The organism is Rothia sp. P7208, assembly GCF_048512915.1.
GTDB lineage: Bacteria > Actinomycetota > Actinomycetes > Actinomycetales > Micrococcaceae > Rothia.
This window is the reverse complement of record NZ_JBLXXW010000002.1, coordinates 111,251-132,399: the sequence shown is the minus strand read 5'-3', so window position 1 is coordinate 132,399 and position 21,149 is coordinate 111,251. Positions and strand designations below refer to the sequence as shown.

The 21,149-nt window shown below is 48.7% G+C and carries 16 protein-coding genes; 13 read left to right on the top strand and 3 right to left on the bottom strand.

Going from position 1 to position 21,149, the window contains the following annotated elements; genetic code table 11:
• Positions 1–24 precede the first annotated feature (24 nt).
• The 8 genes from ACN084_RS03830 to mutM all read left to right on the top strand — a co-directional run bounded on the left by ACN084_RS03830 (position 25) and on the right by mutM (position 7,269).
• On the top strand, positions 25–906 hold the full coding sequence (locus ACN084_RS03830; protein ID WP_419101411.1) for a DAK2 domain-containing protein: 882 nt from the start codon (positions 25–27) through the stop codon (positions 904–906).
• Complete coding sequence (locus ACN084_RS03825; RefSeq protein ID WP_419105946.1) at positions 903–3,515, top strand: ATP-dependent DNA helicase RecG; 2,613 nt, start codon at positions 903–905, stop codon at positions 3,513–3,515. The genes ACN084_RS03830 and ACN084_RS03825 overlap by 4 nt, the downstream gene beginning before the upstream one ends.
• 65 nt (positions 3,516–3,580) lie before the next feature.
• Positions 3,581–4,150 (top strand): 16S rRNA (guanine(966)-N(2))-methyltransferase RsmD, encoded by a 570-nt coding sequence (rsmD, locus tag ACN084_RS03820; RefSeq protein ID WP_419105945.1) that lies wholly within the window; start codon positions 3,581–3,583, stop codon positions 4,148–4,150.
• A 50-nt stretch (positions 4,151–4,200) separates the two neighbouring features.
• Positions 4,201–4,686: a pantetheine-phosphate adenylyltransferase gene (gene coaD / locus ACN084_RS03815; RefSeq protein ID WP_419101408.1), complete on the top strand. Its 486-nt coding sequence runs from the start codon at positions 4,201–4,203 to the stop codon at positions 4,684–4,686.
• A gap of 183 nt (positions 4,687–4,869) precedes the next feature.
• A complete protein-coding gene (locus ACN084_RS03810) occupies positions 4,870–5,349 on the top strand; it encodes a YceD family protein (protein WP_419101407.1) in 480 nt (159 codons plus the stop codon).
• Between the two features lie 37 nt (positions 5,350–5,386).
• Positions 5,387–5,590, top strand: coding sequence for a 50S ribosomal protein L32 (gene rpmF, locus ACN084_RS03805; protein ID WP_419101406.1), 204 nt, complete (start codon positions 5,387–5,389; stop codon positions 5,588–5,590).
• 7 nt (positions 5,591–5,597) lie between these two features.
• Positions 5,598–6,296 (top strand): ribonuclease III, encoded by a 699-nt coding sequence (gene rnc, locus ACN084_RS03800; RefSeq protein WP_419101405.1) that lies wholly within the window; start codon positions 5,598–5,600, stop codon positions 6,294–6,296.
• On the top strand, positions 6,289–7,269 hold the full coding sequence (mutM, locus tag ACN084_RS03795) for a bifunctional DNA-formamidopyrimidine glycosylase/DNA-(apurinic or apyrimidinic site) lyase (protein ID WP_419105944.1): 981 nt from the start codon (positions 6,289–6,291) through the stop codon (positions 7,267–7,269). Before rnc ends, mutM begins: the two co-directional genes overlap by 8 nt.
• Positions 7,270–7,306: 37 nt before the next feature.
• Here the strand turns inward: mutM and ACN084_RS03790 are convergent, their stop codons facing one another.
• From ACN084_RS03790 to ACN084_RS03780, 3 genes are all read right to left on the bottom strand, one after another.
• The gene (locus ACN084_RS03790; protein ID WP_419105943.1) at positions 7,307–8,377 is read right to left on the bottom strand and encodes an NAD-dependent epimerase/dehydratase family protein; all 1,071 of its coding nucleotides are present in this window, start codon (positions 8,375–8,377) and stop codon (positions 7,307–7,309) included.
• Positions 8,371–11,055, bottom strand: a complete 2,685-nt coding sequence (locus tag ACN084_RS03785; protein ID WP_419105942.1) for an alpha/beta fold hydrolase — start codon at positions 11,053–11,055, stop codon at positions 8,371–8,373. Before ACN084_RS03785 ends, ACN084_RS03790 begins: the two co-directional genes overlap by 7 nt.
• A gap of 120 nt (positions 11,056–11,175) precedes the next feature.
• The gene (locus tag ACN084_RS03780) at positions 11,176–12,207 is read right to left on the bottom strand and encodes a 3-oxoacyl-ACP synthase III (protein WP_419105941.1); all 1,032 of its coding nucleotides are present in this window, start codon (positions 12,205–12,207) and stop codon (positions 11,176–11,178) included.
• Positions 12,208–12,415: 208 nt separating this feature from the next.
• Here ACN084_RS03780 and smc point away from each other — a divergent pair, with 208 nt between their 5' ends.
• The 5 genes from smc to ACN084_RS03755 all read left to right on the top strand — a co-directional run bounded on the left by smc (position 12,416) and on the right by ACN084_RS03755 (position 21,131).
• Positions 12,416–15,913, top strand: a complete 3,498-nt coding sequence (smc, locus tag ACN084_RS03775; protein WP_419105940.1) for a chromosome segregation protein SMC — start codon at positions 12,416–12,418, stop codon at positions 15,911–15,913.
• 70 nt (positions 15,914–15,983) lie between these two features.
• Positions 15,984–17,348: an MFS transporter gene (locus tag ACN084_RS03770; protein ID WP_419105939.1), complete on the top strand. Its 1,365-nt coding sequence runs from the start codon at positions 15,984–15,986 to the stop codon at positions 17,346–17,348.
• Positions 17,349–17,453: 105 nt separating this feature from the next.
• Positions 17,454–18,554, top strand: a complete 1,101-nt coding sequence (ftsY, locus tag ACN084_RS03765) for a signal recognition particle-docking protein FtsY (protein WP_419105938.1) — start codon at positions 17,454–17,456, stop codon at positions 18,552–18,554.
• A 200-nt stretch (positions 18,555–18,754) separates the two neighbouring features.
• Positions 18,755–20,341, top strand: a complete 1,587-nt coding sequence (gene ffh / locus ACN084_RS03760) for a signal recognition particle protein (RefSeq protein ID WP_419101397.1) — start codon at positions 18,755–18,757, stop codon at positions 20,339–20,341.
• A 301-nt stretch (positions 20,342–20,642) separates the two neighbouring features.
• Positions 20,643–21,131 carry an NUDIX domain-containing protein gene (locus tag ACN084_RS03755; protein ID WP_419105937.1) on the top strand — a complete coding sequence of 163 codons (489 nt, stop codon included), beginning with the start codon at positions 20,643–20,645 and terminating at the stop codon, positions 21,129–21,131.
• The last annotated feature ends 18 nt before the right edge of the window (positions 21,132–21,149 follow it).

Genomic DNA, 21,149 nt, shown 5'->3' with positions numbered 1-21,149 from the left:
CCACCCACACATGAGGAAGAGTCAATGAGCGCGATGAAGAACACTCTCAACGTCATATCTGTGTGGCCTCAATGGTGTCAAGAATCTACACAAATATTGAGCAAATACTGCCAACAACTCAACGACATTAATTTCTTCCCCGTCCCTGATAGCGATACTGGTTCTAACCTACTAGCTACCTGCCGTACTCTTTGCGAACATCTACACAACGGATGCGACCCCACTGACGCAGCACAAGAAACCTTACGGACAAGCCGCGGCAACTCCGGAACATTACTCTCAGCATGGTTCAACGCTCTGACCCGCTCACTAGGAAACGACGGAGAACTCACCCCCGAAGCGTTGCACCTTGGATTATTTATCGCTCAAGAACACGCCCATGCCACCATGATAGAACCTGCCGAAGCAACTATGCTCACGGTCATGTCGGATATTGCGCGGGCACCTATTACAACCTCGCATACTGAAGAACACATGTTCTTCCTCGCCGAATGTGCCTATCAGAGCGCCGCCTCAACCCGCCACGTACACGGTAGTGCAGATGCTGGGGCAGTCGGACTGTTCTTGGTCATCAACGCGCTCAGTAGCGTGTTAAACGGAAAAAGCATCGACGAGACAACGACGAACGACCTGTTTCAAATACCTGCCGAACTACTCGGTGAGCCGGATACACCGCCTGATGAACTGCGCGAACTCCTTTGCGAAATAGCGTTACCTCTAGAAAAAATGATGTTTTTGCGTTCACAATTAGAAGTATCTGGTCAGAGTCTAGCTGTCGCTATGATTGATCAAACAGCGGACATCCCTCATTGGCGTATCCACATTCACGTGAAAGACCCACAACAAGTGAAAGAACTTCTCGAACAATACGGCACCGTTGAGAACCTCGAAATCCTAGCACTATGACCAAAACACCCAAAGACCAAACACTTTTCGACGCTGTTGCAGAAACACAGAAAACAACCTCATCAACACCAAAACGTTCACAAACATCGGCTACAACACCCAAGAAAAGCACCAAAAAACCGGCGAAAAAAACACCTAAGACTCGTCGAACACCCCAAAATACGGCTCAAACCGCCACCGAACATCAAGAACTCACCCAAAAAATTCACCAAAAATACCACCAAGAAGCACGCCTCGAGAACACAAAACTTAGCGTCTACCTCGGAAAAACTCTTGCCGCGCAATTATCAAAACACCTTGGCGTGCACACCGTTGAAGAACTGCTCAACTACCACCCCAAAAAATACCTCCCACGAGGCAAACTCACGCCCTTCTCCGAACTAGAATACGAACAAGACGTCACACTCATGGCACAAGTGGTCGACGTCCGTACCCGATCCATGCGTTCTCGTCGAGGTTCTATCACCGAAATTATTATTAGTGACCAACTCTCTGACGAAGAAGACCATAACGACGAAGCGCCCCTTGGCACCGTCTACAGTTACCGAACCCAAAAACCCAGCCATCCGCTACTCACAGGTTCTGCCAGCGGATACTCTGACAGCTACGGTACGTTACCCTCACCGGCACACCAACTACACGGATACGCTCACCCCAGTAACGCCCACCGTATGACCCTCACCTTCTTCAACGCGTGGTCTGCAGCACGAGACATGCAAACAGGAGATCATGTCCTCTTCTCTGGAAAAGTAGGTGCCTACAAAGGAGAACTGACCCTCACTAACCCCCACTATGCTGTGATCGGCGAATATCATCGTGCTACCGGAGACAACGTCTCATCACACGCCTACACTCAAGCACACGCACCCATTCCCGTCTACCGCGCAAACGCTAAATTTCCAACCGATAGAATCAGCGCCGCTATCGCAGAACTCCTTGACCACGCGCCATTATCTGAACTAGAAGACCCACTCCCACCAGAAACACGACACAAACGAAAAATACCGACACTGGCATGGACGTACCGTGCTCTACATACCCCCGATAGTGACGACACCTGGAAACAAGCTCAACATTCCTTACGCTATCGAGAAGCTTTCATCCTCCAAAGCGCGCTGGCTCGTATCCGCGCTCAACGCGCAGAACACACCACCGACTCGTGGCCATACCTCAAAAACGGGTACGCACAACGTCTTCTCGAACTCTTGCCCTACCAACTAACAGACGGACAAAAAAATGTAGGAGAAGAAATACGTCAAGACCTCAGCCAACGCACCCCCATGAATCGCCTATTACAAGGCGACGTCGGCTCCGGAAAAACCGTTGTGGCGCTACGAGCCATGCTTCAAGTCATAGACTCCGGCGGACAAGCCGCAATGCTTGCCCCCACCGAAGTCCTTGCCGAACAACATTACCAATCGGTGTGCGAAATCCTACGCCCGCTCACCAGCCACAACGACGATGAACCACCTGTATGCGTGCGTCTGCTCAAAGCGTCCATGCCCGCTTCGGAGAAAAAACAGGTTCTTCTTGACATCGCATCTGGTGCAGCTGATATCGTCATCGGCACTCACGCGCTACTAAGTTCTGACGTGAACTTTGCGCGCCTCGGTTTAGCTGTCGTTGACGAACAACACCGTTTCGGCGTTGAACAACGTGATAGCTTACGCAACGCAGACGGAGAACTGCCGCACCGTTTAGTCATGACAGCAACACCCATTCCGCGTACCGTCGCTATGACAGTTTTTGGCGACCTCGATATTTCTGTACTCGACCAACTACCAGCAGGTCGCCAAAAAATTAAAAGTATTGTTGTTCCTCTAGCAGAACACCCACACTGGGAGCACCGTCTTTGGGAACGCGCTCGCGAAGAAATCGATGCGGGGCATCAGGTGTATGTCGTTGTTCCTAAAGTTGGTGAGGATATCTCAGAAGATGAGGTGTCTTCTGAGGCCGAACATCTTTTCTCGACAGATCAGGGTAGTTCTCAGAAGAAGCTTCATTCGGCGATAGAAGTTCTCGAGAGACTTTCTCATATGCCGGTGCTTTCTGGTGTGCGTATCGATATGCTTCATGGGCGTTTGGATACTCAGACAAAAGCTCACGTGATGCAGAGCTTTAGCGAAGGTGATATTCAGCTTTTAGTGTGTACTACTGTTGTTGAAGTTGGTGTTAACGTCCCGAACGCAACGCTTATGATGATTCTAGATGCGGATCGTTTTGGTATTTCTGGTTTGCATCAGCTTCGCGGTCGTATTGGGCGTGGGCAGCTTCCGGGAACGTGTCTTTTGGTCACGGAGCAAGAGCAGGGGAGCCCTTCACGAGATCGTTTAGACGCGGTAGCTTCTACAACAGATGGGTTTGAGCTTTCAAGGATTGATTTACGTCAGCGCCGTGAGGGAGATATTCTTGGTGCTGCCCAATCGGGCAAAAAGAGCACCCTTAAATTGTTAAGAGCGATTGATGACGCCGACATTATTGAAAAGGCCCGTGAAGATGCTCGTCTTCTCATTGAAGAAGACCCCACGTTAGGTAAACATCCTGATGTGGCGAGATGGATTGAACGTTTTGTGGGTGCTGAACATGAACAATTCCTCTCACGAGGATAACTTACGAGGGTTTTATATGATGGTTGATGTACGTCTACGGTTTAAGTTATGGAGGGCAGAAGAACATGAGCAGAATTATTGCCGGTCAATGCGGTAGTTTGCCCTTGTCTCATGTGCCAGGGAATAAGACGCGCCCAACAACAGACCGCGTCAAAGAGTCTTTATTCTCTCGTTTGGAGGGGTACGAGGTGTTATCGCAGGGGCGTGTACTTGATTTATTTGGTGGTTCTGGTGCTTTAGGGTGTGAGTCTTTGAGCCGTGGTGCTCGCCATGTTGATTTTGTAGATTCGTCTTCGACGGCTATTGCGACGATTCGTGAGAATGTGGCGCGTGTTTCTCAAGGGTTGAGTTCTGCTGCGTCCACCATGATTTATACATCGGATGCCCAACGTTTTTTGGAGCGTTATCAGGGGGAGCCGTGGGATGTTGTCTTTGTGGATCCTCCTTATGATATGCCTAATGAGCAGGTGCACACGCTGTTAATCCTCCTAAAAGAACATTTGAATGATGACGCTGTGGTAGTTCTGGAGCGTTCTTCTCGTATGGAGCCGGTAGAAATTCCTTCTGGTTTGGAACAGTTCCGTCAGAAAAAATATGGTGAGACTATCCTGTACTATGTGCAGTTAGTGTCGTAGAGAGTTTCTGGATACTATTTATGGGTGCTTCCACTGTTAGGCTATAGGGTATGCAGCTAGTTATTTGTCCTGGTTCTTACGACCCTATTCATAATGGGCATGTTGATGTGATTACTCGTGCCGCCAAACTTTATGGCAACGTGATTGTTGCTGTTGCTCGTAACTCGGCGAAGACCTATCTTTTTAGTGATGAGGAGCGTGTTGCGCTCGTTCAAGAGACTTTTGGTTTTTTGGACGGCGTGAGCGTGGAGTTGATGCCGTCTATGTTACTTGCTGATTACGCGAAGTCTCGTGGCGCGCATTTAATCGTTAAAGGTGTCCGTAATTCTTTAGATTGGCAGTATGAATCGCAGATGGCTGTGATGAATCGTCATCTTAGTGGTGTGGAGACAAGTTTCTTGGTCTCGGATTCGCGGTATTCTCAGCTGTCGTCGACGCTCGTTCGTGATGTTGCCCGTTATGGGGGACAGCTTGATTCTTTTGTGCCTGTGCCTGTGCAACGTGCTTTAACACAGAAAATATCACGCGAAAAGTGAGCTTAACAGCACATTAACGGTGCTTGAATAGAATACGTGAAGCTGGAATAGTTGCTATGTAGCCGAACTGCAACTAGAGTTTGTAGTTGGTCAAAACTTATCATAAGGGAGTTCGTCATTTCACGAAAAGATTCATCGCCCCTGAAGGTTTCTGTTCGGAACCTGAGTCATCAACCTGGGACCATGGAAACCCTCGATAAAGTGATACCAGCGCCAAAGGATTTTGGCAATGCTCTGATCGGAGCGGAAGAAGGTTCGGACATTGAACTCAATCTCCGGCTAGAATCCGTTGTAGATGGTATTCTGGTTAGTGGCACTGCAACCGCCGACATGAGCGGTGACTGCAGTTTATGCCTTGATCCGGTTTCTGAAACCGTGTCAGCAGATATTCAAGAGCTCTTCGTCTTTGAGAAGGCACCCGCTGGTGGCCCAGAAGACGAAGAAGATGAGCAGTACACGGTAGAGGACGATTATATCGACCTTGAACCGGCTCTACGGGACGCAGTCATTTTACAACTGCCGTTCCAGCCCCTTTGTAAGGACTCTTGTCAGGGATTGTGTTCCGAATGTGGAATCCGCCTGGAAGAAGAGCCGGGGCATCACCATGAGGTGCTTGATCCGCGCTGGAGTGCTTTAACCGGCATATTCAACGAGGATAAATAAACTTAATAACCGTATTTTCTAGAGAAGAGAGATAGCTGTGGCTGTTCCCAAGCGGAAAATGTCCCGTGCTAACACCCGCGCACGCCGTTCCCAGTGGAAGGCGTCCGTACCTCAGCTGGTTAAGACCGTTGAAAACGGTCGTGTAACCTATTCTTTGCCTCACCAGGCAAAGCTAGTTACTGACTCTGCAGGTAACGCCTTGTTCTACGAGTACAAGGGTCGCAAGGTAGCTGACGCGTAAAGTTAGTATGAATAACTCTGATTCATCAGAATTGTTGAAACGTCTCGGTCTCAATATTGATACCGAGACGTTTCAGCAAGCACTCGTGCACCGTTCCTACTCCTTTGAGAACCCTGGAACACCCCACAACGAAAGACTAGAGTTCCTCGGTGACTCCGTGCTTTCACTGGCTATTGCCGAAGACGTTTACCGTCGTTTCCCCAACGAGCCTGAAGGGGAACTCGTACGCCGACACCATGTTGTTGTCTCATCATGGGCACTAGCAAAAGTTGCACGAACCCTAAACCTCGGCGCTTACCTCTGGTTAGGAAAAGGCGAAGAAAAAACTGGCGGAGCAGATAAAGACTCCATTCTCGCCGACACCCTCGAAGCCATCTTCGGAATGTGTTATATCACCCTCGGCCGTGACCGTGCCCGTGACCTCGTCCTCGAACTTATCGCCCCCATGCTCGATGACCAAGAAATCCTTGACGCCGGACGAGACTGGAAAACCGAACTTCAAGAAATCGTACAATCCCAAAAACTTGGGGACATCCGCTACGAAGTATCCGTCTCGGGGCCTGAACACGCCCCCGAATACACTGCTACCGTTCATATCGCTAACACCACCTATCACCAAGGTGTTGCAAGCTCCAAAAAAGAATCAGAACGTTTAGCAGCCCAAAAAACGTGTAAAGAACTACAATCACACCATCAGGATGCCTGAACTACCTGAAGTTGAAGTCGTACGCCGTGGAATGCTCACACACGCGCTGGGCAAACGTATTACAGGCGTGAACGTTCACGATACCCGCTCTATCCGCCGTAGCGAGAATACGCCTGAAGAGTTTGCACACACCCTCAAAGATACGACAATTATTGACGTCGTACGACGCGGAAAATACCTCTGGAGCATCCTCGAAAACGCTGATGGTACCCGTCTTGAAACAGCTCTTGTCATACACCTAGGGATGAGCGGTCAAGTCCTTTTTAAAACCTCAAAGTTCCCGCCAGAAAAACACCTCAAAATCACGGTAACTCTAGGGAATCAAGACCATCACTCCACAGCAGAACCTGCTGCTGAACAGCTACGTTTTGTGGATCAAAGAATTTTTGGTGGAATGTACCTTGATACGCTTATTCCCGTATCGGATACACGACAACACCCTGTATCCGCATCTAGCGCAAGCACATTATCGTTACCGTATATTCCGCAAAGTCTGAACCATATTGCACGAGATCCTTTAGATACGAATTTTGATATTGACGAGTTTCGACAGAAAATGCTCAAAACATCCAGCGCCATCAAACGTCTACTACTGGACCAATCAACTATTTCAGGAGTCGGCAATATTTACGCTGACGAAGCGCTATGGCGAGCGCGTCTTCACTACGCGAAACCAGCGAAAACTATGAGCATGGCAAAGACCCGAGAACTCGTTCACTCAATACAAGAGGTCTTCTCACAGGCTTTAGAAGCTGGAGGAACAAGCTTTGACGCCCTCTATGTCAACGTTAACGGGGAATCTGGGTATTTTGATCGTTCTTTGAACGCTTATGGGCGTGAAGGGCAGCTGTGCTACCGGTGCCAAGAAAATGGGGTAGAGAGTACCATCATTCGTGAGGTGATGATGAAACGGAGCTGTTATCGTTGCCCGAGATGCCAACGTGCCCCGCGTCAAAAGAAAACTTCATCGTAGAGAAGTGCCCTGAAGCAGATACGCTTCAGGGCACTTTTTAGTGTCGGTATCGGTCTTGATAGAACTGCGCTAACCGTTCGTATCCTTCTTCTAACGATACTTTGGGCGCCCAATCGAGGAGTTCTTGGGTTCGTCGTTGGTCAAACCAATGAGCAGTTGATAACTGTTCTGCTAAGAAACGTGTCATGGGTGGTTCGTCTTCTCCAGGGTATTTTTCCCATACTTTCTCGATGACGCTACCGAGGGCGCGGGCTAATGTTGCTGGTACAGAGCGTTTGGGCGGTTCAATACCCACGGCCGTGCACATGTGGTGGATTATTTCTGCCACCGGTCGCGGCTGTCCGTTAGTAATCACGAGTGCTTGTCCCTGAATATTCTCTAACCGTTCATATCCGGTTACGATAGCGTCTACCGCATTGTCAATATAGGTGGTGTCAATGAGTGCTGTACCGTCGTTCAGCAGGGGAAGCCTTCCTGCTGCAGCTCGTTCTAAGACACGTTCAACAAGTTGTGTATCGGATGGGCCCCACACAATATGCGGTCGTAGCGCTGCCGTGTGGAAGCGTTCACTATTTTCTGCGAGTACGAGGTGTTCGGCAATAGCTTTTGACCTCGCATAATATCCTCTGGTGTGTTCGGGTGCTGCAGCAGTATTATCTGCACCCATAAAAGACACCCCAGTATGAGCTACGGAGGGCGAAGAAATATACAAAAAACGGGTGATTGAGTGATGTGTCGCGGCTTGAAGAAGGTTCTGTGTGCCTTGAACGTTCGTCTGATAAAACTCTTCCCAGCTTCCAGCGAAAGATACTTTAGCAGCTAGATGAACGACCCCATCACAACCGTCAACAGCTTCTTCTAAACGGTTCTTGTCACCTAAGTCGGCGCGTATCTGGGAAAGGTTTTGAGCTAAAGCCGGTGGTAATATCTTCTGAAGTTGTGCATCGCGGCGTTGAACAAGACGCACTTGATATCCGCGTCGTAAAAAGTCGAGGGCAACTTCTCGACCTAACAACCCTGAAGCGCCGGTCACAAGGACCCGTTCTTGTCGCTCTCGAATCGGTGCAATGTGTGGTAAGGGACGTAAAGAAACCGGTGTTTTTACCACGATACTTTCGCTTTCTCTCCAGAGAGAACTTTCTCTGCCCACTGTGCCAGTAACGTACGGTCAATTTTTGAATTATGACGGATATCGGTTGGGTGCTCTTTCACGGCAAGTACCGCGCAGAGGCTAATTCCGGTTTCCTCAAACACTTGGTTACGAATTTTTTGTGTCAGCTTTACACTGGCAAGACCATTTTTACGGGTCTGTGGGTCTGTTTCAACCACCGCAACAGCTTGAGCACAACCGGCAGGGCCAACATGGACGACCGCTGCACGTCGTACGCCCATAATTTTTTCGGCGGTATGCTCAGCCGCTACAGGGGTGTATATTCCTTGAGCACCCAAAATAATATGTGAGAGTCTTCCTTCAACCCATAGTCTGCCGTGCTCATCTAAATGCCCCACATCTCCAGTATGATGCCAGCCGGGTGTGGCTATTGATTGGTGCTCTGTGACCCACAGCCTGTCATAACGGTCTTTGACGTGAGGTGCACGCACCAGAATCTCACCGGTCACACCGGGAATCTGATGATGTTCTACCCCCGCTACACCGTTTTTGTCTAGCGGCGCTATACTCACCTGTGCACCCGCTATCGGCGTTCCAACACAGACACCATTTCCTGCACCTAAAACATTTTTAGATACAGCGTCAGCAGCTGCTTCTTGTATCTGTTCATAGGATATATCTGTGATGGGTAGAGCCTCTGTCATACCATAGGGAGTGTGGATGCTTGCGTGCGGAAGAATCGCATGAACAGCTTCTAACAGCGAGGTGCTCAATGGGGCACCTGCAGAAAGTACGGTGCGTACCTGAGCTAAAGCATGTTTTTCTTGCTCTGCTAATACTGCGGAGGTTTTGACCACATTCATGAGTGCGGCAGGGGAGAGAAACACCGTTTGTGCGGAAATTGCTTCTACCGCGTGGGCTAATGCTGAGGCGGTAAGAGTTTTAGGTTGGGTCACATCCATTGTTGGGGTAACACTTGTTACGCCAAGGGCTGGTCCTAATAAGGCAAAGGGTGCGAATCCTGCAACAAGTCCCGTATTTTGGTGCAGATGATAGGTGCTCATAATGGCATCTCGCATCGCGCTCAGCTGTTGTTGAGTGTAGAGCACTCCCTTAGCTGGCCCTGTTGAACCCGAAGTGTATAGCACTGCTGCATGCTCTTGAGCATCTCGAACGGGGCGAGACCGAACACTAGTATCGGTAAAATCTGCCAGAGTCGCTTTAACACCAAGAACTTTTTTCATCACACCGGTGAGTGGCTCCGCCGATATTCTGAACCCTGGCCAGCCGAAAGCCTTTGCTGCTGCTAATGCTTGAGGGATACCAATCAGATAATCTGGTCTTGCCCCCTTCAGCGCTCGAGTCAGGCCTTTGGCTCCAAGACCAGTATCAGCAACAACAACGATAGCCCCAATTTTTAGACACGCATACATACATGTTGTCAGTAGTGCGCCGGGGGGAATCATCAAATTCACTCGTGATTGAGGTCGAACACCTAAATCTTCAAGCCCATTAGCAACACGTTCTACGTTTTGAGCAAGTTCTGCCCACGTATAGTGGCGTGCTATGCGCGTAGAATCTTTGGGATGCATATCGACAACAGCTAGCGTCTTTTCTTCACGCCGTTGTTCAAGTTGTGCACCCATGGGAACGAAACTCTTACTATGAACGTTCTTTGCACGACGCTGAACATGCTGCTGACGTAATGTGTGTTCTTGCATGAAATGTTCATGAAGCCATTCAAAAAATGGGGTAGCAACATCTTGGTCTTCCATCACTAAATGTGAAGAATTCTCATAACAATGAACATCTGCATGCGGCATTCTGCGCATCAAGTCTGCTAAATAGCGACGGGTAAAGACAGGGTCTTGAACACCCCACTGAAAAAAAGCTGGCACTTGAAGGTGACGGATGCCCTCTGCAATGTTCTGCATCATTGCATAGGAAGGGCTCTGAGGCGTTGCGGGTATATCAGCAACAAAATTGCGGATACCTTCACGAAGGTTCGACGACGTATAAGGCGAACGATACGCGGCACGAACCTGTTGAGATAATCGGTTTTGCCCCACCAAAGATAAGGTCACATCTAAGAATGCGGTACTTTTTTGTGTACCCCAACGGTGTACCCCAGGGGCAAGGGCAACCTGTAATGGTGCTGGAATAGCTGAACCTTCAGCATGAAAGACTGCAGTATTTGTTAATAAGATTCCGCTCAAAATATTTTGGTGTTCTAAAGCCCATCCCAAAGAGACTAACCCGCCCCAGTCATGGGCAAGAGTCACTACCGGTTGTGTACTATCATCTAATCCGATTGTTTTCGTAAAATCTGATAAGTCCTGCACTCGATCTTCAAGACGGCGCACCGTGCCGGTACGCTCTGAATACCCCATATCTAGCTGGTCAACAGCAATAACACGCCACCTATTCTCAGGGTGAGCACCCGCTTGAAGAATATTTCTCCAAATATATGACCACGTCGGGTTTCCATGGACGGCAAGAATCGTGCCCACCGGCTCCAAAGAATTCTTCTCCAACGTTGGAAGATTATCCAGATAACTCCACGAACGACGCTGTCCAGCATCTACAGCGCTCGTAGAACACACTTCAAGACGATGCAACCAATGAGGGTCAACACCGGGCCATTGTGCGGCAGAAGAAAAAAGGGAATGAGTCACTGCAACGGAACCTTTCATGGAGTTTCTTCACCCCAGCTATGTAGGGAAAGAGGAACCTTCTCACGGGGGAGAAGGATAGAAACTATTATTCTTTTTTTGAGATACAAGAACAGGGCAGAACTACCAGAGAATCTCCATCAGCGACGTATTCAAACCAGAACCAACCCCCATACATAAAATACGATCCCCAACACGATATGTTGGGGCTTCTTGCGCTAATGTCATGGGCAAAGCCGCCGCCGCAACATTACCCCAATAGGGGAAAGTCATCGGGATCTTTTCCGAATCAATACCAACAGCTTCAATAATGGCGTTCGTGTGAGCATTAGAAATCTGATGTGTCACATAAGAATTCATATCAGTCCAATCCCACCCTCGATGATGAGCCTCTTCCCATGTCTGAGCAACCAACTCTAAACCATGTTTTAACAGGCCTGCAGCATCGGTGTTCATCCCCTCAGCGGCATTTCCACCGATACAAAGATGACGATGCTCCGTACCTGCACGCGAGACAGAACCTACCAGCCGATGCCCTTGCGGGTGCAAACTATGGCGACCTAAAACAGCTGCCGCCGCCCCCGAACCAAGGGTTAACGTTGCAAATTGTGCTAACACATCATCACGTGTGGTTTCAGGCTTGTCGAGGATACGTAATGCCGTCTCATGCCACGGTGAAGGATCTTCCCCCGCAACTACCAACGCATAATCAATAGCATGAGCATCAATCATGGTAGCGGCAACTGTCATCGCGTTAACAAACCCTAAACACGCATTGGTCATATCGAACTCTAAGGTGTGTGCCGGAAGCCCTAAACGATCATGAATGCCCACAGCAACGGCTGGTTCAAAATGACTTCGAGTGACAGAAGCATTAATCATCAAACCAATACGATCGCCAGAAATACCGGCAGCATCTAACGCCTTTTGCGCCGCAGATACGGCACCATCTTCAAAGGTCATTTGCGCACCCCATGAACGACGTTCAGAAATGCCTGCTAAACGTTCTAACAGACCTTTAGGCAGCCTCAGCCTTTGATATGTTTGAGCGAGTTTTTCATCAAAATAGGTTGATGTGACAACCTCAGAAGGGATTTCATGTTCAATGGATAATAACGCCACATCAGAATGACGGATATCAGAGTTAGCGGTCAATGCGATACTTGCTTTCGTCCACGTTCGGGGTGTATGTCTTAGACTTATCTATTGAGAGAACATCTCATAAACCCAACACAAACACCAGGGGAGAGGAAACCCTTGATGGCAACCTATGAGAACATTCTAGGTGCCAAAAACACCTCTAGTACATATTTAGCTCAAGGGATAATCTCACACTATATGTGCTAGTAAAGAATCAAATTTTTTGGCTACCACCAACCTACAGCACCTTGGAGAAAGGAATCCTGTGCGCCTCATCTCTATGACCTTACGTGGATTCAAATCCTTCGCCTCAACCACGGTCTTCGACTTTAACGACGGTATCAACGCCATCATCGGACCTAACGGCTCAGGTAAATCCAACGTCGTAGACGCACTCCTATGGGTGTTAGGAGAACAAGGAAGCAAAAACCTCCGTGGATCAGCCATGCAAGACGTCATTTTTGCCGGAACTTCCCACAAAAGTCCACTAGGACGAGCGAAAGTAACCCTCGTGCTCGACAATTCAGAGCACGAACTCCCTTTACCTCATAGCACCGTCGAAATATCACGAACCCTCTTCCGCGGAGGCGGCTCAGAATACGAAATTAACGGTACTACCGTACGACTAAGCGACGTTCAAGAACTTTTTAACACGGCGTCCATCGCTAAAGGAGAACACTCCATCATTGGGCAAGGACACATCGACAAAGTCCTCCAATCTTCAGCTACCGAACGACGAGCCCTCATCGAACAAGCCGCCGGAATCCTCACTTACCGTCGTCGAGCAGAAAAAACAGAACGTAAACTCCACGCGATGAAAGCCGACCTCAACCGTCTCGAAGACCTCAACAAAGAACTCACCAACCAACTCAAACCACTCGGCGAACAAGCCACAAACGCCCGCACCGCTTACGAAATCCAAGCACAGATACGAGAACTACGCGAAAAACTTCTCGCACATGAAGCACTCACACAACACCAAGAACACACCCAAGACGAAGACCTCTACCAAAAAACACAGATCCAACACCGAAAACTTACCGAGACTCTCAACACCTGCCACAACAAGAAAACACAACACCACGCTCTGCAAACACAACTTGACCAACGCCGTCAAGAACAGCACGAGAACCTTCAAGAACTCGAAAAAATCATGGCAGCAACACAATCTCTTAGAGCACTAGCACAGGAGAGAACCCGCCTCACCGAAAAAAATAACTCTCTTGAAAGCTACCAACAGCATCTTCACCGTACCGAAGATTCCATCACCCAAGAAAAAGCAGAAGAACAACAACTCCGCGAACAATGCGAAGACCTGACCCACACTCTGCAAGACCTCACCCTACGATACGAGCAACAACACCAAAAAATAGAACGCTGCCAAGAACAGATACAACAACAGCAACACCGCCGCAAAGAACATCAAGAACGCCTAACCCAAAGCATTACCGAACGAGCCAGTCTGCGCGCCAAATATGAAAGAATCCGCGCTGAACACCAACGCTACCGAGAAGAACTTAAAAACGCTCAAACACAACACCAAAACTACGCCCAGAATCTTGACCAGCTCACCCACACCCTGCAAGAGCACACAAAAACTCTGCAACACGAAGAACAACAACAGCAACAGCTACGCCTAAAACACGAAGAATACGCCCGCAAGAGCGAACACAGTAGAAACATCTGCACACAACGAGCCATCGCCGTACACACCCTACAAGCAAGCATTACAAGCCTTAAACAGCTCCTTCAAACACCTGAAGAGAACACCCCAGAACACACCGGCAACCCTCTTCACCGTCTCATTCAGATTCAGCAAGGAAAAGAACGAGCCATAGCGCACGCACTAGGAAAATATGCGCAAAGCTACCTCTACGAAAAACCTACCTACAACACCTCCCACAACACACTCTTCGCTCCACACAACACCCCAACAACTCACACCGAAAACATTAACGGGCTTACCCCAGCAATACACTGTGTTAGCACAGAACACCCCAACGCACAACAAATACTTCAACAAGCCCTAGCCCACATCTACTTCACCCCAGAATTCACAGAAGACCAACACCATCTTCTAGAACAACATCCACACATCGTCATCTACGATTCGCAGGGACGACGCTACACCAACTACAGCTACAACACCGCAGAACCCGAAGATAACCACCTCGAAATAGCGGCACAGATTAGCGCACTCACCCAAGAACTCACCTACGCAGAAACGCTAGAACAAGAAGCCCAAAAACAACACGACCGCCACACCCAAAAACTTGCTCAAATCAAAGAACAAGAACACGAAACAGCACGTCACATAGGAAAAATACAAAAAACTATCCACCGTTTAGAAACAGAACACGCCCAACTCACCACACAACACCGCCACGAACAAGAACAACACCAATACCAACAGAAAAAACTCGCACGATACCGCACCGAAGAACAAGAACACGCACAACTACTAGAACACCTCAACCAAACCATCACCACCCTACAAAAACAACAACCCCCTGAAAACCCACAACAGCTCCAAGAACATAACACCCTTAAAGAAGAACTAGAGCACCTCTCACACCAACGCACCATCGCCCAAAACTCACTCACACACACCCAACAATACCTACAGCTAAACCAAGAAAAACTTCAAGAACTAGAAACCCACCTCAACACACTTCAAGAACACACCGCACAAGAACAACAACACGAACAACAACGCCTACTCCAACAACAACGCGCTAACACTGTGGCACAATGCGCCCAAAAACTCCTAGAAACACTCACCCAAGAACACTCTCAACAACAGCAGCACTACCGTGCCCTCAGCGAAGAATTCAGCACCCTCAACCACACCTGCCAGAACATCGAAGACGAACTAGCAGACATCACACACCAACATCAAACACTGACCAACACCTTACAAAAACTCAGCCTCAAAAAAGCTCAGAGCAGTATCCGCTACGAAAACCTCAACCAACGTCTTAACGAAGAACTCGGCTGCACCATTGAAGAACTTCTCGAAACCCACCAAAACTACCTCCAGAACAACACACCCCACCGTGCCGAACTCGAAAAAAACCTGCACCAAGAACAACAACGACTCAAAGCACTAGGAACCGTCAACCCTCTAGCCTTAGAAGAATACCAAGCCCTAGACGAACGCCAACAATACCTGCACACCCAAATCACTGATCTGAAGAAATCCAGAGCCTCAATGCGCTCGCTGATGGCAGAGTTAAACCGCCATATGAAAACTGCTTTTGTTGAGGCATTTGAGCAGACTAAAGACGCCTTTGAACGAATCTTTGCAGAACTTTTCCCCGGCGGAGAAGGTACCTTAGCGCTAACTGATGACGAAGATTTACTCAATTGCGGAATTGAAATTCATGCGCGACCTGCAGACAAAAAAGTACAAAGGCTCTCTTTGCTCTCTGGCGGGGAACGTGCGTTAGCATCTTTAGCGTTAGTGACTGCAATTTTTGAGGCTAGACCTGCACCGTTTTATGTACTTGATGAAGTCGAAGCTGCTTTAGACGACCGTAACCTCTCACGTGTCCTACCAGTCTTTGAACGTCTAGGTCAGACGAGTCAGCTGCTGATTATTACGCATAAACCTCGCACCATGGAAATCGCCCAGACTCTCTACGGCATTACGATGTTTCAGGGGGTTAGCAACGTCATCAGCCAAGACGCCCAATCTATTCGTGATGCTTTAGAATCCTAGAGAGAAGACCTGTTGTCTTATCACTATCACATCACCCTAAACACTTTTGAGGAGAGTAAGATAAAGAACCATGTCTGATTCCTATCAACGCAATAATCATCTTGATACCGGCGCTATCCCTATTACGGCGGCACACCCGACAGCAGCTCGACAATATCAGAATCTTTCTGAAACTGGCACTTCCCAGAAACGTTCAAAAACTCCCATCCCGGGGCCTTTGAAAGTTCTTATTCTTGCTGCTTTTGTGATTGCGTTAGGTTTTGGGCTCATCGCTCCCGTTCTTCCTCGATACGCTGCAAGTTTTAATGTGGGTGTACAAGCCGCTTCTGCTGTGGTGAGCATGTTCGCTGCCACCCGTTTACTATTTGCTCCGGCTTCTGGAAAACTTGTTGCTCGCTGGGGTGAACGCCCCATCTATATGGCAGGGTTGATCATTGTTGCCTTAGGCTCTCTCGGCGTTGCCATCTCATGGAATTATCCTGTCCTGATGGCTTTTCGTGCATTAGGCGGTATCGGCTCTGTGATGTTTACCGTCTCTGCTATGGGACTATTAGTGCGTTATTCTCCTGCGCATTTGCGTGGAAAAATTTCTGGGTACTACGCAACAGCCTTCCTTCTTGGCAATATTTTAGGGCCAGTGGTAGGTTCCCTCATGGTGGGGTTAGGGATGCGTCTACCTTTCGTGATTTACGCGGTAGCATTGCTGATTGCATGTATTCTGGTGTTCTTCTACCTCAAAGAAGCTCAATATGCTGGTTCCATTCCGCCTAAAACACAACCTGAACTATCGCTTAAAAATGCGTGGAAGTTTACAAACTTCCGTGCCGGTCTAGGCACAAACTTTGCTATTGGATGGGCAGCTTTGGGCTTACGTGTGGCGTTAATGCCTCTTGCTGCCGTAGCCCTTTTAGCGAGCTATCATCACGGTGAAAACTACGACCCAAATAACGGTGGGATTGTTTTAGCCGGTTTAGCGATGGCCTTCTACGCCGGCGGTAACGCTATTACCCAAAACATTTCGGGGCGTTTTTCTGATAAGCATGGCCGCCGAAACCTCATTTTCTATGGTCTACTTCTTGCCGGTGTTTCTACTATTTTGGTGGGCGTTTCTGGTTCACCCATGCTCTTTATTATTTTCTCTATTACAACAGGCATTGGTACTGGCGTATTAGGGCCGTCCCTGCAAGCTGCTATTGCCGATATCGTAGGAAACGAACGTTCCGGTGGTACCGTTCTTGCCACCTACCAGATGTTTGCTGACCTTGGACAAATTATTGGTCCGTTACTGGCTGGGTGGATTGCCGACCACTGGGGCTATAACTGGGCTTTTGGGGTGTCCGGTGCACTGCTGTTGGTGATGATGCTCGGGTGGTTACCTTGGCGCTCTCCACGGTTCCCGAAAGACCTTGCTGAAAAAGGGTATACCGGCCGATAAAATATGTGAGATGCCCTCAAGGGGAGTGCACTGACCCCAATATTTTTTATGAAAACTTATGGTGAAGTTTTCCGATGAGCGGGGCACGTATGAGAAGCTAGAAGAGTGAACGATACCTTGACTCTTATCTTGTACATAGTCCTTGGTGTTCTCGTCCTCGCCGGTGTTTTGGCGGTGTTACTGCGTGGGCCAAAAGCTCCACCAGAAGGCTACGACTCCACCCGAGACGCGAACGACCGTGAACCTGCAGACGCTGACAGACAACCTACTATCGACCGTCCAGCACCAGTTGCTGGCCGTCTCGTGCGGTTACGTGCCCGTCTGGCTCGCTCAAACAACCTCCTTGGAAAAGGGCTTCTTTCTCTTCTCTCACGAGACAAAATTGATCAAGACGTGTGGGACGAAGTGGAAGAAACTTTACTTCTTGCAGACCTAGGAGCTGATGCATCTGGGCGGTTAGTAGAAAATCTACAACAACGTGTACGCATCGAAGGCACCGAAAACCCCACACAGGTCAAGCAGATGCTCAACGAAGAACTGCTAAAGATTGTTGGTGTTGATACTGACCGTTCTCTATGCACCACGGGAGAGAACGGTAAACCTGGTGTAGTTCTTGTGGTGGGTGTCAACGGCGTTGGCAAAACGACCACTGTCGGAAAGCTTTCTCGTGTGATGGTCGCTGAAGAGAAAAAACTCTTATTGGGTGCTGCCGATACCTTCCGTGCAGCGGCTGCCGATCAGCTACAAACGTGGGGCGATAGAGTCGGCGTCGAAACGATACGTTCTGAAAAAGACGGTGCTGACCCCGCCTCAGTAGCTTATGAAGCGATTCGTGAGGGTGTTTCTCGTGGCGTAGATACCGTGATGATTGATACGGCTGGACGTCTACAAAATAAAGCCGGACTGATGGATCAACTCGGTAAAATCAAGCGAGTTGTCGAAAAAGAAGCACCCGTAACAGAGGTTTTACTCGTTATTGATGCAACGACCGGACAGAACGGTATGATGCAAGCAAAAGTCTTCTCCGACGTTGTTGATATTACCGGCATCGTACTGACTAAATTAGATGGCTCCGCTAAAGGTGGCATCGTGGTCGCTATTCAAGAAGAGCTTGGCGTCCCTGTCAAACTTGTTGGATTGGGCGAAGGCCCCGACGATCTTGCACCCTTCGATGCGCAAGAATTTGTCAACGCACTCTTAGATTAAAACTCGGTTTATCTGAGACAAAGAATCTTCACTACCGTATGAGGTAGTGAAGATTCTTTGCTATTTAGCGTAAGTTCTTCACCAGAATATGAATGATGAGAGGGCACATCTTCTTTAAGTGCGTTATCCTTAGAAGTTGATTCAGAAAAATTACGAGGTTCTCCTCGATCTACCCAAATAGCGAAAGTGGTTCACGACTCGTGTTCAATTCACTCTCTGACCGGTTGACAGCAACCTTCAAAAACCTCCGCGGCAAAGGTCGCCTCTCCGAAGCCGATATTGACGCTACCGTACGGGAAATCCGTCGTGCGCTCTTGGACGCTGACGTTGCAGTGCCGGTGGTACGAGAGTTCACCGCTCACGTTAAAGAACGTGCTTTGGGGCAAGAAGTCTCTGAAGCGCTTAACCCCAGCCAACAAATTGTCAAAATTGTTAATGAAGAACTTGTCAACATCTTGGGTGGTCAGACTCGTCGAATCAATATGGCGAAGTCTGGGCCTACCATCATTATGCTTGCCGGTCTTCAAGGTGCTGGTAAAACCACCCTTTCTGGAAAACTCTCGCACTGGCTCAAGAGCCAAGGACACACACCGATGCTGGTGGCTTCTGACCTTCAGCGTCCTAACGCAGTGAACCAGCTAAAAGTTGTTGGTGAACGTGCCGGAGTACCCGTTTATGCTCCACATCCCGGCGTCACTTCTGAATTTGATGTGCCCACTGGCGACCCTGTACAAGTTGCTCGTGATGGTGTGGCAGAGGCCCGCGCAAAGTTGCATGACGTGGTCATCGTCGATACTGCAGGTCGTCTCGGTGTCGACGCCGAATTGATGCAACAGGCACGAGACATCCGTAACGCGATTGAACCGGATGAAGTTCTTTTCGTAATTGACGCGATGATTGGTCAAGACGCTGTCAATACTGCACTTGCCTTTAACGAAGGTGTCGATTTTACCGGTGTTGTCCTCTCAAAACTTGATGGTGACGCACGCGGTGGTGCAGCGCTTTCTGTTGCATCGGTGACGGGCAAACCGATTATGTTTGCTTCTACAGGTGAGAACCTCGACGAGTTTGAACAGTTCCATCCTGACCGTATGGCTTCTCGCATCTTGGATATGGGTGATGTGCTCACTCTCATTGAACAAGCAGAAGCTAATTGGGATAAAGCTGAAGCCGACCGTATGGCCCAAAAATTTGCTGACCAAGAGGACTTCACGTTTGAAGACTTCTTAGCGCAAATGCAGCAGATTCGCAAAATGGGTTCCATGAAAAAACTGCTGATGATGATGCCTGGAGCCGCTCAGATTCGTCAGCAGCTTGAGGCCTTTGACGAACGTGAAATTGACCGAGTCGAGGCAATCGTCCGTTCGATGACACCGCATGAACGCGTTGCTCCCAAAATTATTAACGGTTCACGACGGGCTCGTATCGCTCGTGGTGCTGGTGTTACTGTTTCTGAAGTGAATCAGCTGATGGAACGTTTTGCTCAGGCTCAAAAGATGATGAAGAAACTTGCCTCTGGCAATATGGCTGGTTTGCCCGGCGGTATGCAAATGCCGGGGATGGCAGCTGCAGCTGGTGCGGCGCGTAAAGCCAATAAGAAGAAAGGCAAGAACGCGAAGAAAGCGCGTTCTGGTAATCCCGCAAAGCGCGAACAGCAATTAGCTGCAGCTCAGAAGAAACAGAGTGCGCCTGCTGGTTCTGCCTTTGGAAACACTGGGCAAGACTTCGACGCCTCAGAGCTGAACCTTCCTAAAGGTTTTGAGAAGTTTTTAGGTTCAGATAAATAAAGTTTCTTGACTATATGTGAGCTACGGTTACGTGACTCATACGGAAGTCTTTAGTGTTTTGTGGCATCATGACGGATGTCAAAAACACTAAAGACTTCTTTGTTTTTGGCTATCAAAAGCTCAACACGCTCTTGTCGTTGACGTACTGTTGCTCCACGGTTACACAAGAAAAATAAGACCTGTTATTCTTATGCCAAAATAAGAGAGCTGAGCGGTAATGCCTGTAGTGTTGTGCCTAAGACATAGATACCGTTAAGAACCTACGTGAGGGTTCTTAAGGCTAAAGGGTCAGGAGACGATGATGGCTGATACTTATCTTTCTGAAGAAGAACTTATCCAATTTATTGCGACTTTACCGACACGACGTATGGCTGCGGGGGCGTTAATCCGGAATGAAAAGAATGAGTTTCTCGCGGTACAACCTAATTACCGTGACGGGTGGGCTCTTCCTGGTGGGACCGTCGAAACAGGTGAGGCACCACAACGAGGCTGTTTTCGTGAGGTGCTCGAAGAAGTCGGGTTAGACCTTACCCCTGGGCGTTTGCTCGTCATTTTTCATGGGCTGCAAATGGGTGTGTGGGGTGATTCTTCATATTATTTCTATGATGGTGGTGTCATTGACTCTGATACTCCTATCAACGTGCAATCAGAAGAGCTTTTAGGGTATCGTTGGGTAGCTTTAGACGATGCTGCACAATATTTTAAACACTCTTTAGCGGATCGTCTTCGCACCTGTTATGAGGCTTTGGAGACCGGCCAGATGATTGAACTGAGTTCTGAAGATTCATAGAAGGTGTTTTCTCACGGT

Excerpts from the sequence above, each read along its gene's own strand:
- coaD (WP_419101408.1), top strand. The coding sequence starts at position 4,201 with ATGCAGCTAGTTATTTGTCCTGGTTCTTACGACCCTATTCATAATGGG.
- rsmD (WP_419105945.1), top strand. The coding sequence starts at position 3,581 with ATGAGCAGAATTATTGCCGGTCAATGCGGTAGTTTGCCCTTGTCTCAT.
- ACN084_RS03830 (WP_419101411.1), top strand. The coding sequence starts at position 25 with ATGAGCGCGATGAAGAACACTCTCAACGTCATATCTGTGTGGCCTCAA.
- ACN084_RS03825 (WP_419105946.1), top strand. The coding sequence starts at position 903 with ATGACCAAAACACCCAAAGACCAAACACTTTTCGACGCTGTTGCAGAA.
- ACN084_RS03770 (WP_419105939.1), top strand. The coding sequence starts at position 15,984 with ATGTCTGATTCCTATCAACGCAATAATCATCTTGATACCGGCGCTATC.
- mutM (WP_419105944.1), top strand. The coding sequence starts at position 6,289 with ATGCCTGAACTACCTGAAGTTGAAGTCGTACGCCGTGGAATGCTCACA.
- rnc (WP_419101405.1), top strand. The coding sequence starts at position 5,598 with ATGAATAACTCTGATTCATCAGAATTGTTGAAACGTCTCGGTCTCAAT.
- ACN084_RS03810 (WP_419101407.1), top strand. The coding sequence starts at position 4,870 with ATGGAAACCCTCGATAAAGTGATACCAGCGCCAAAGGATTTTGGCAAT.
- ACN084_RS03755 (WP_419105937.1), top strand. The coding sequence starts at position 20,643 with ATGGCTGATACTTATCTTTCTGAAGAAGAACTTATCCAATTTATTGCG.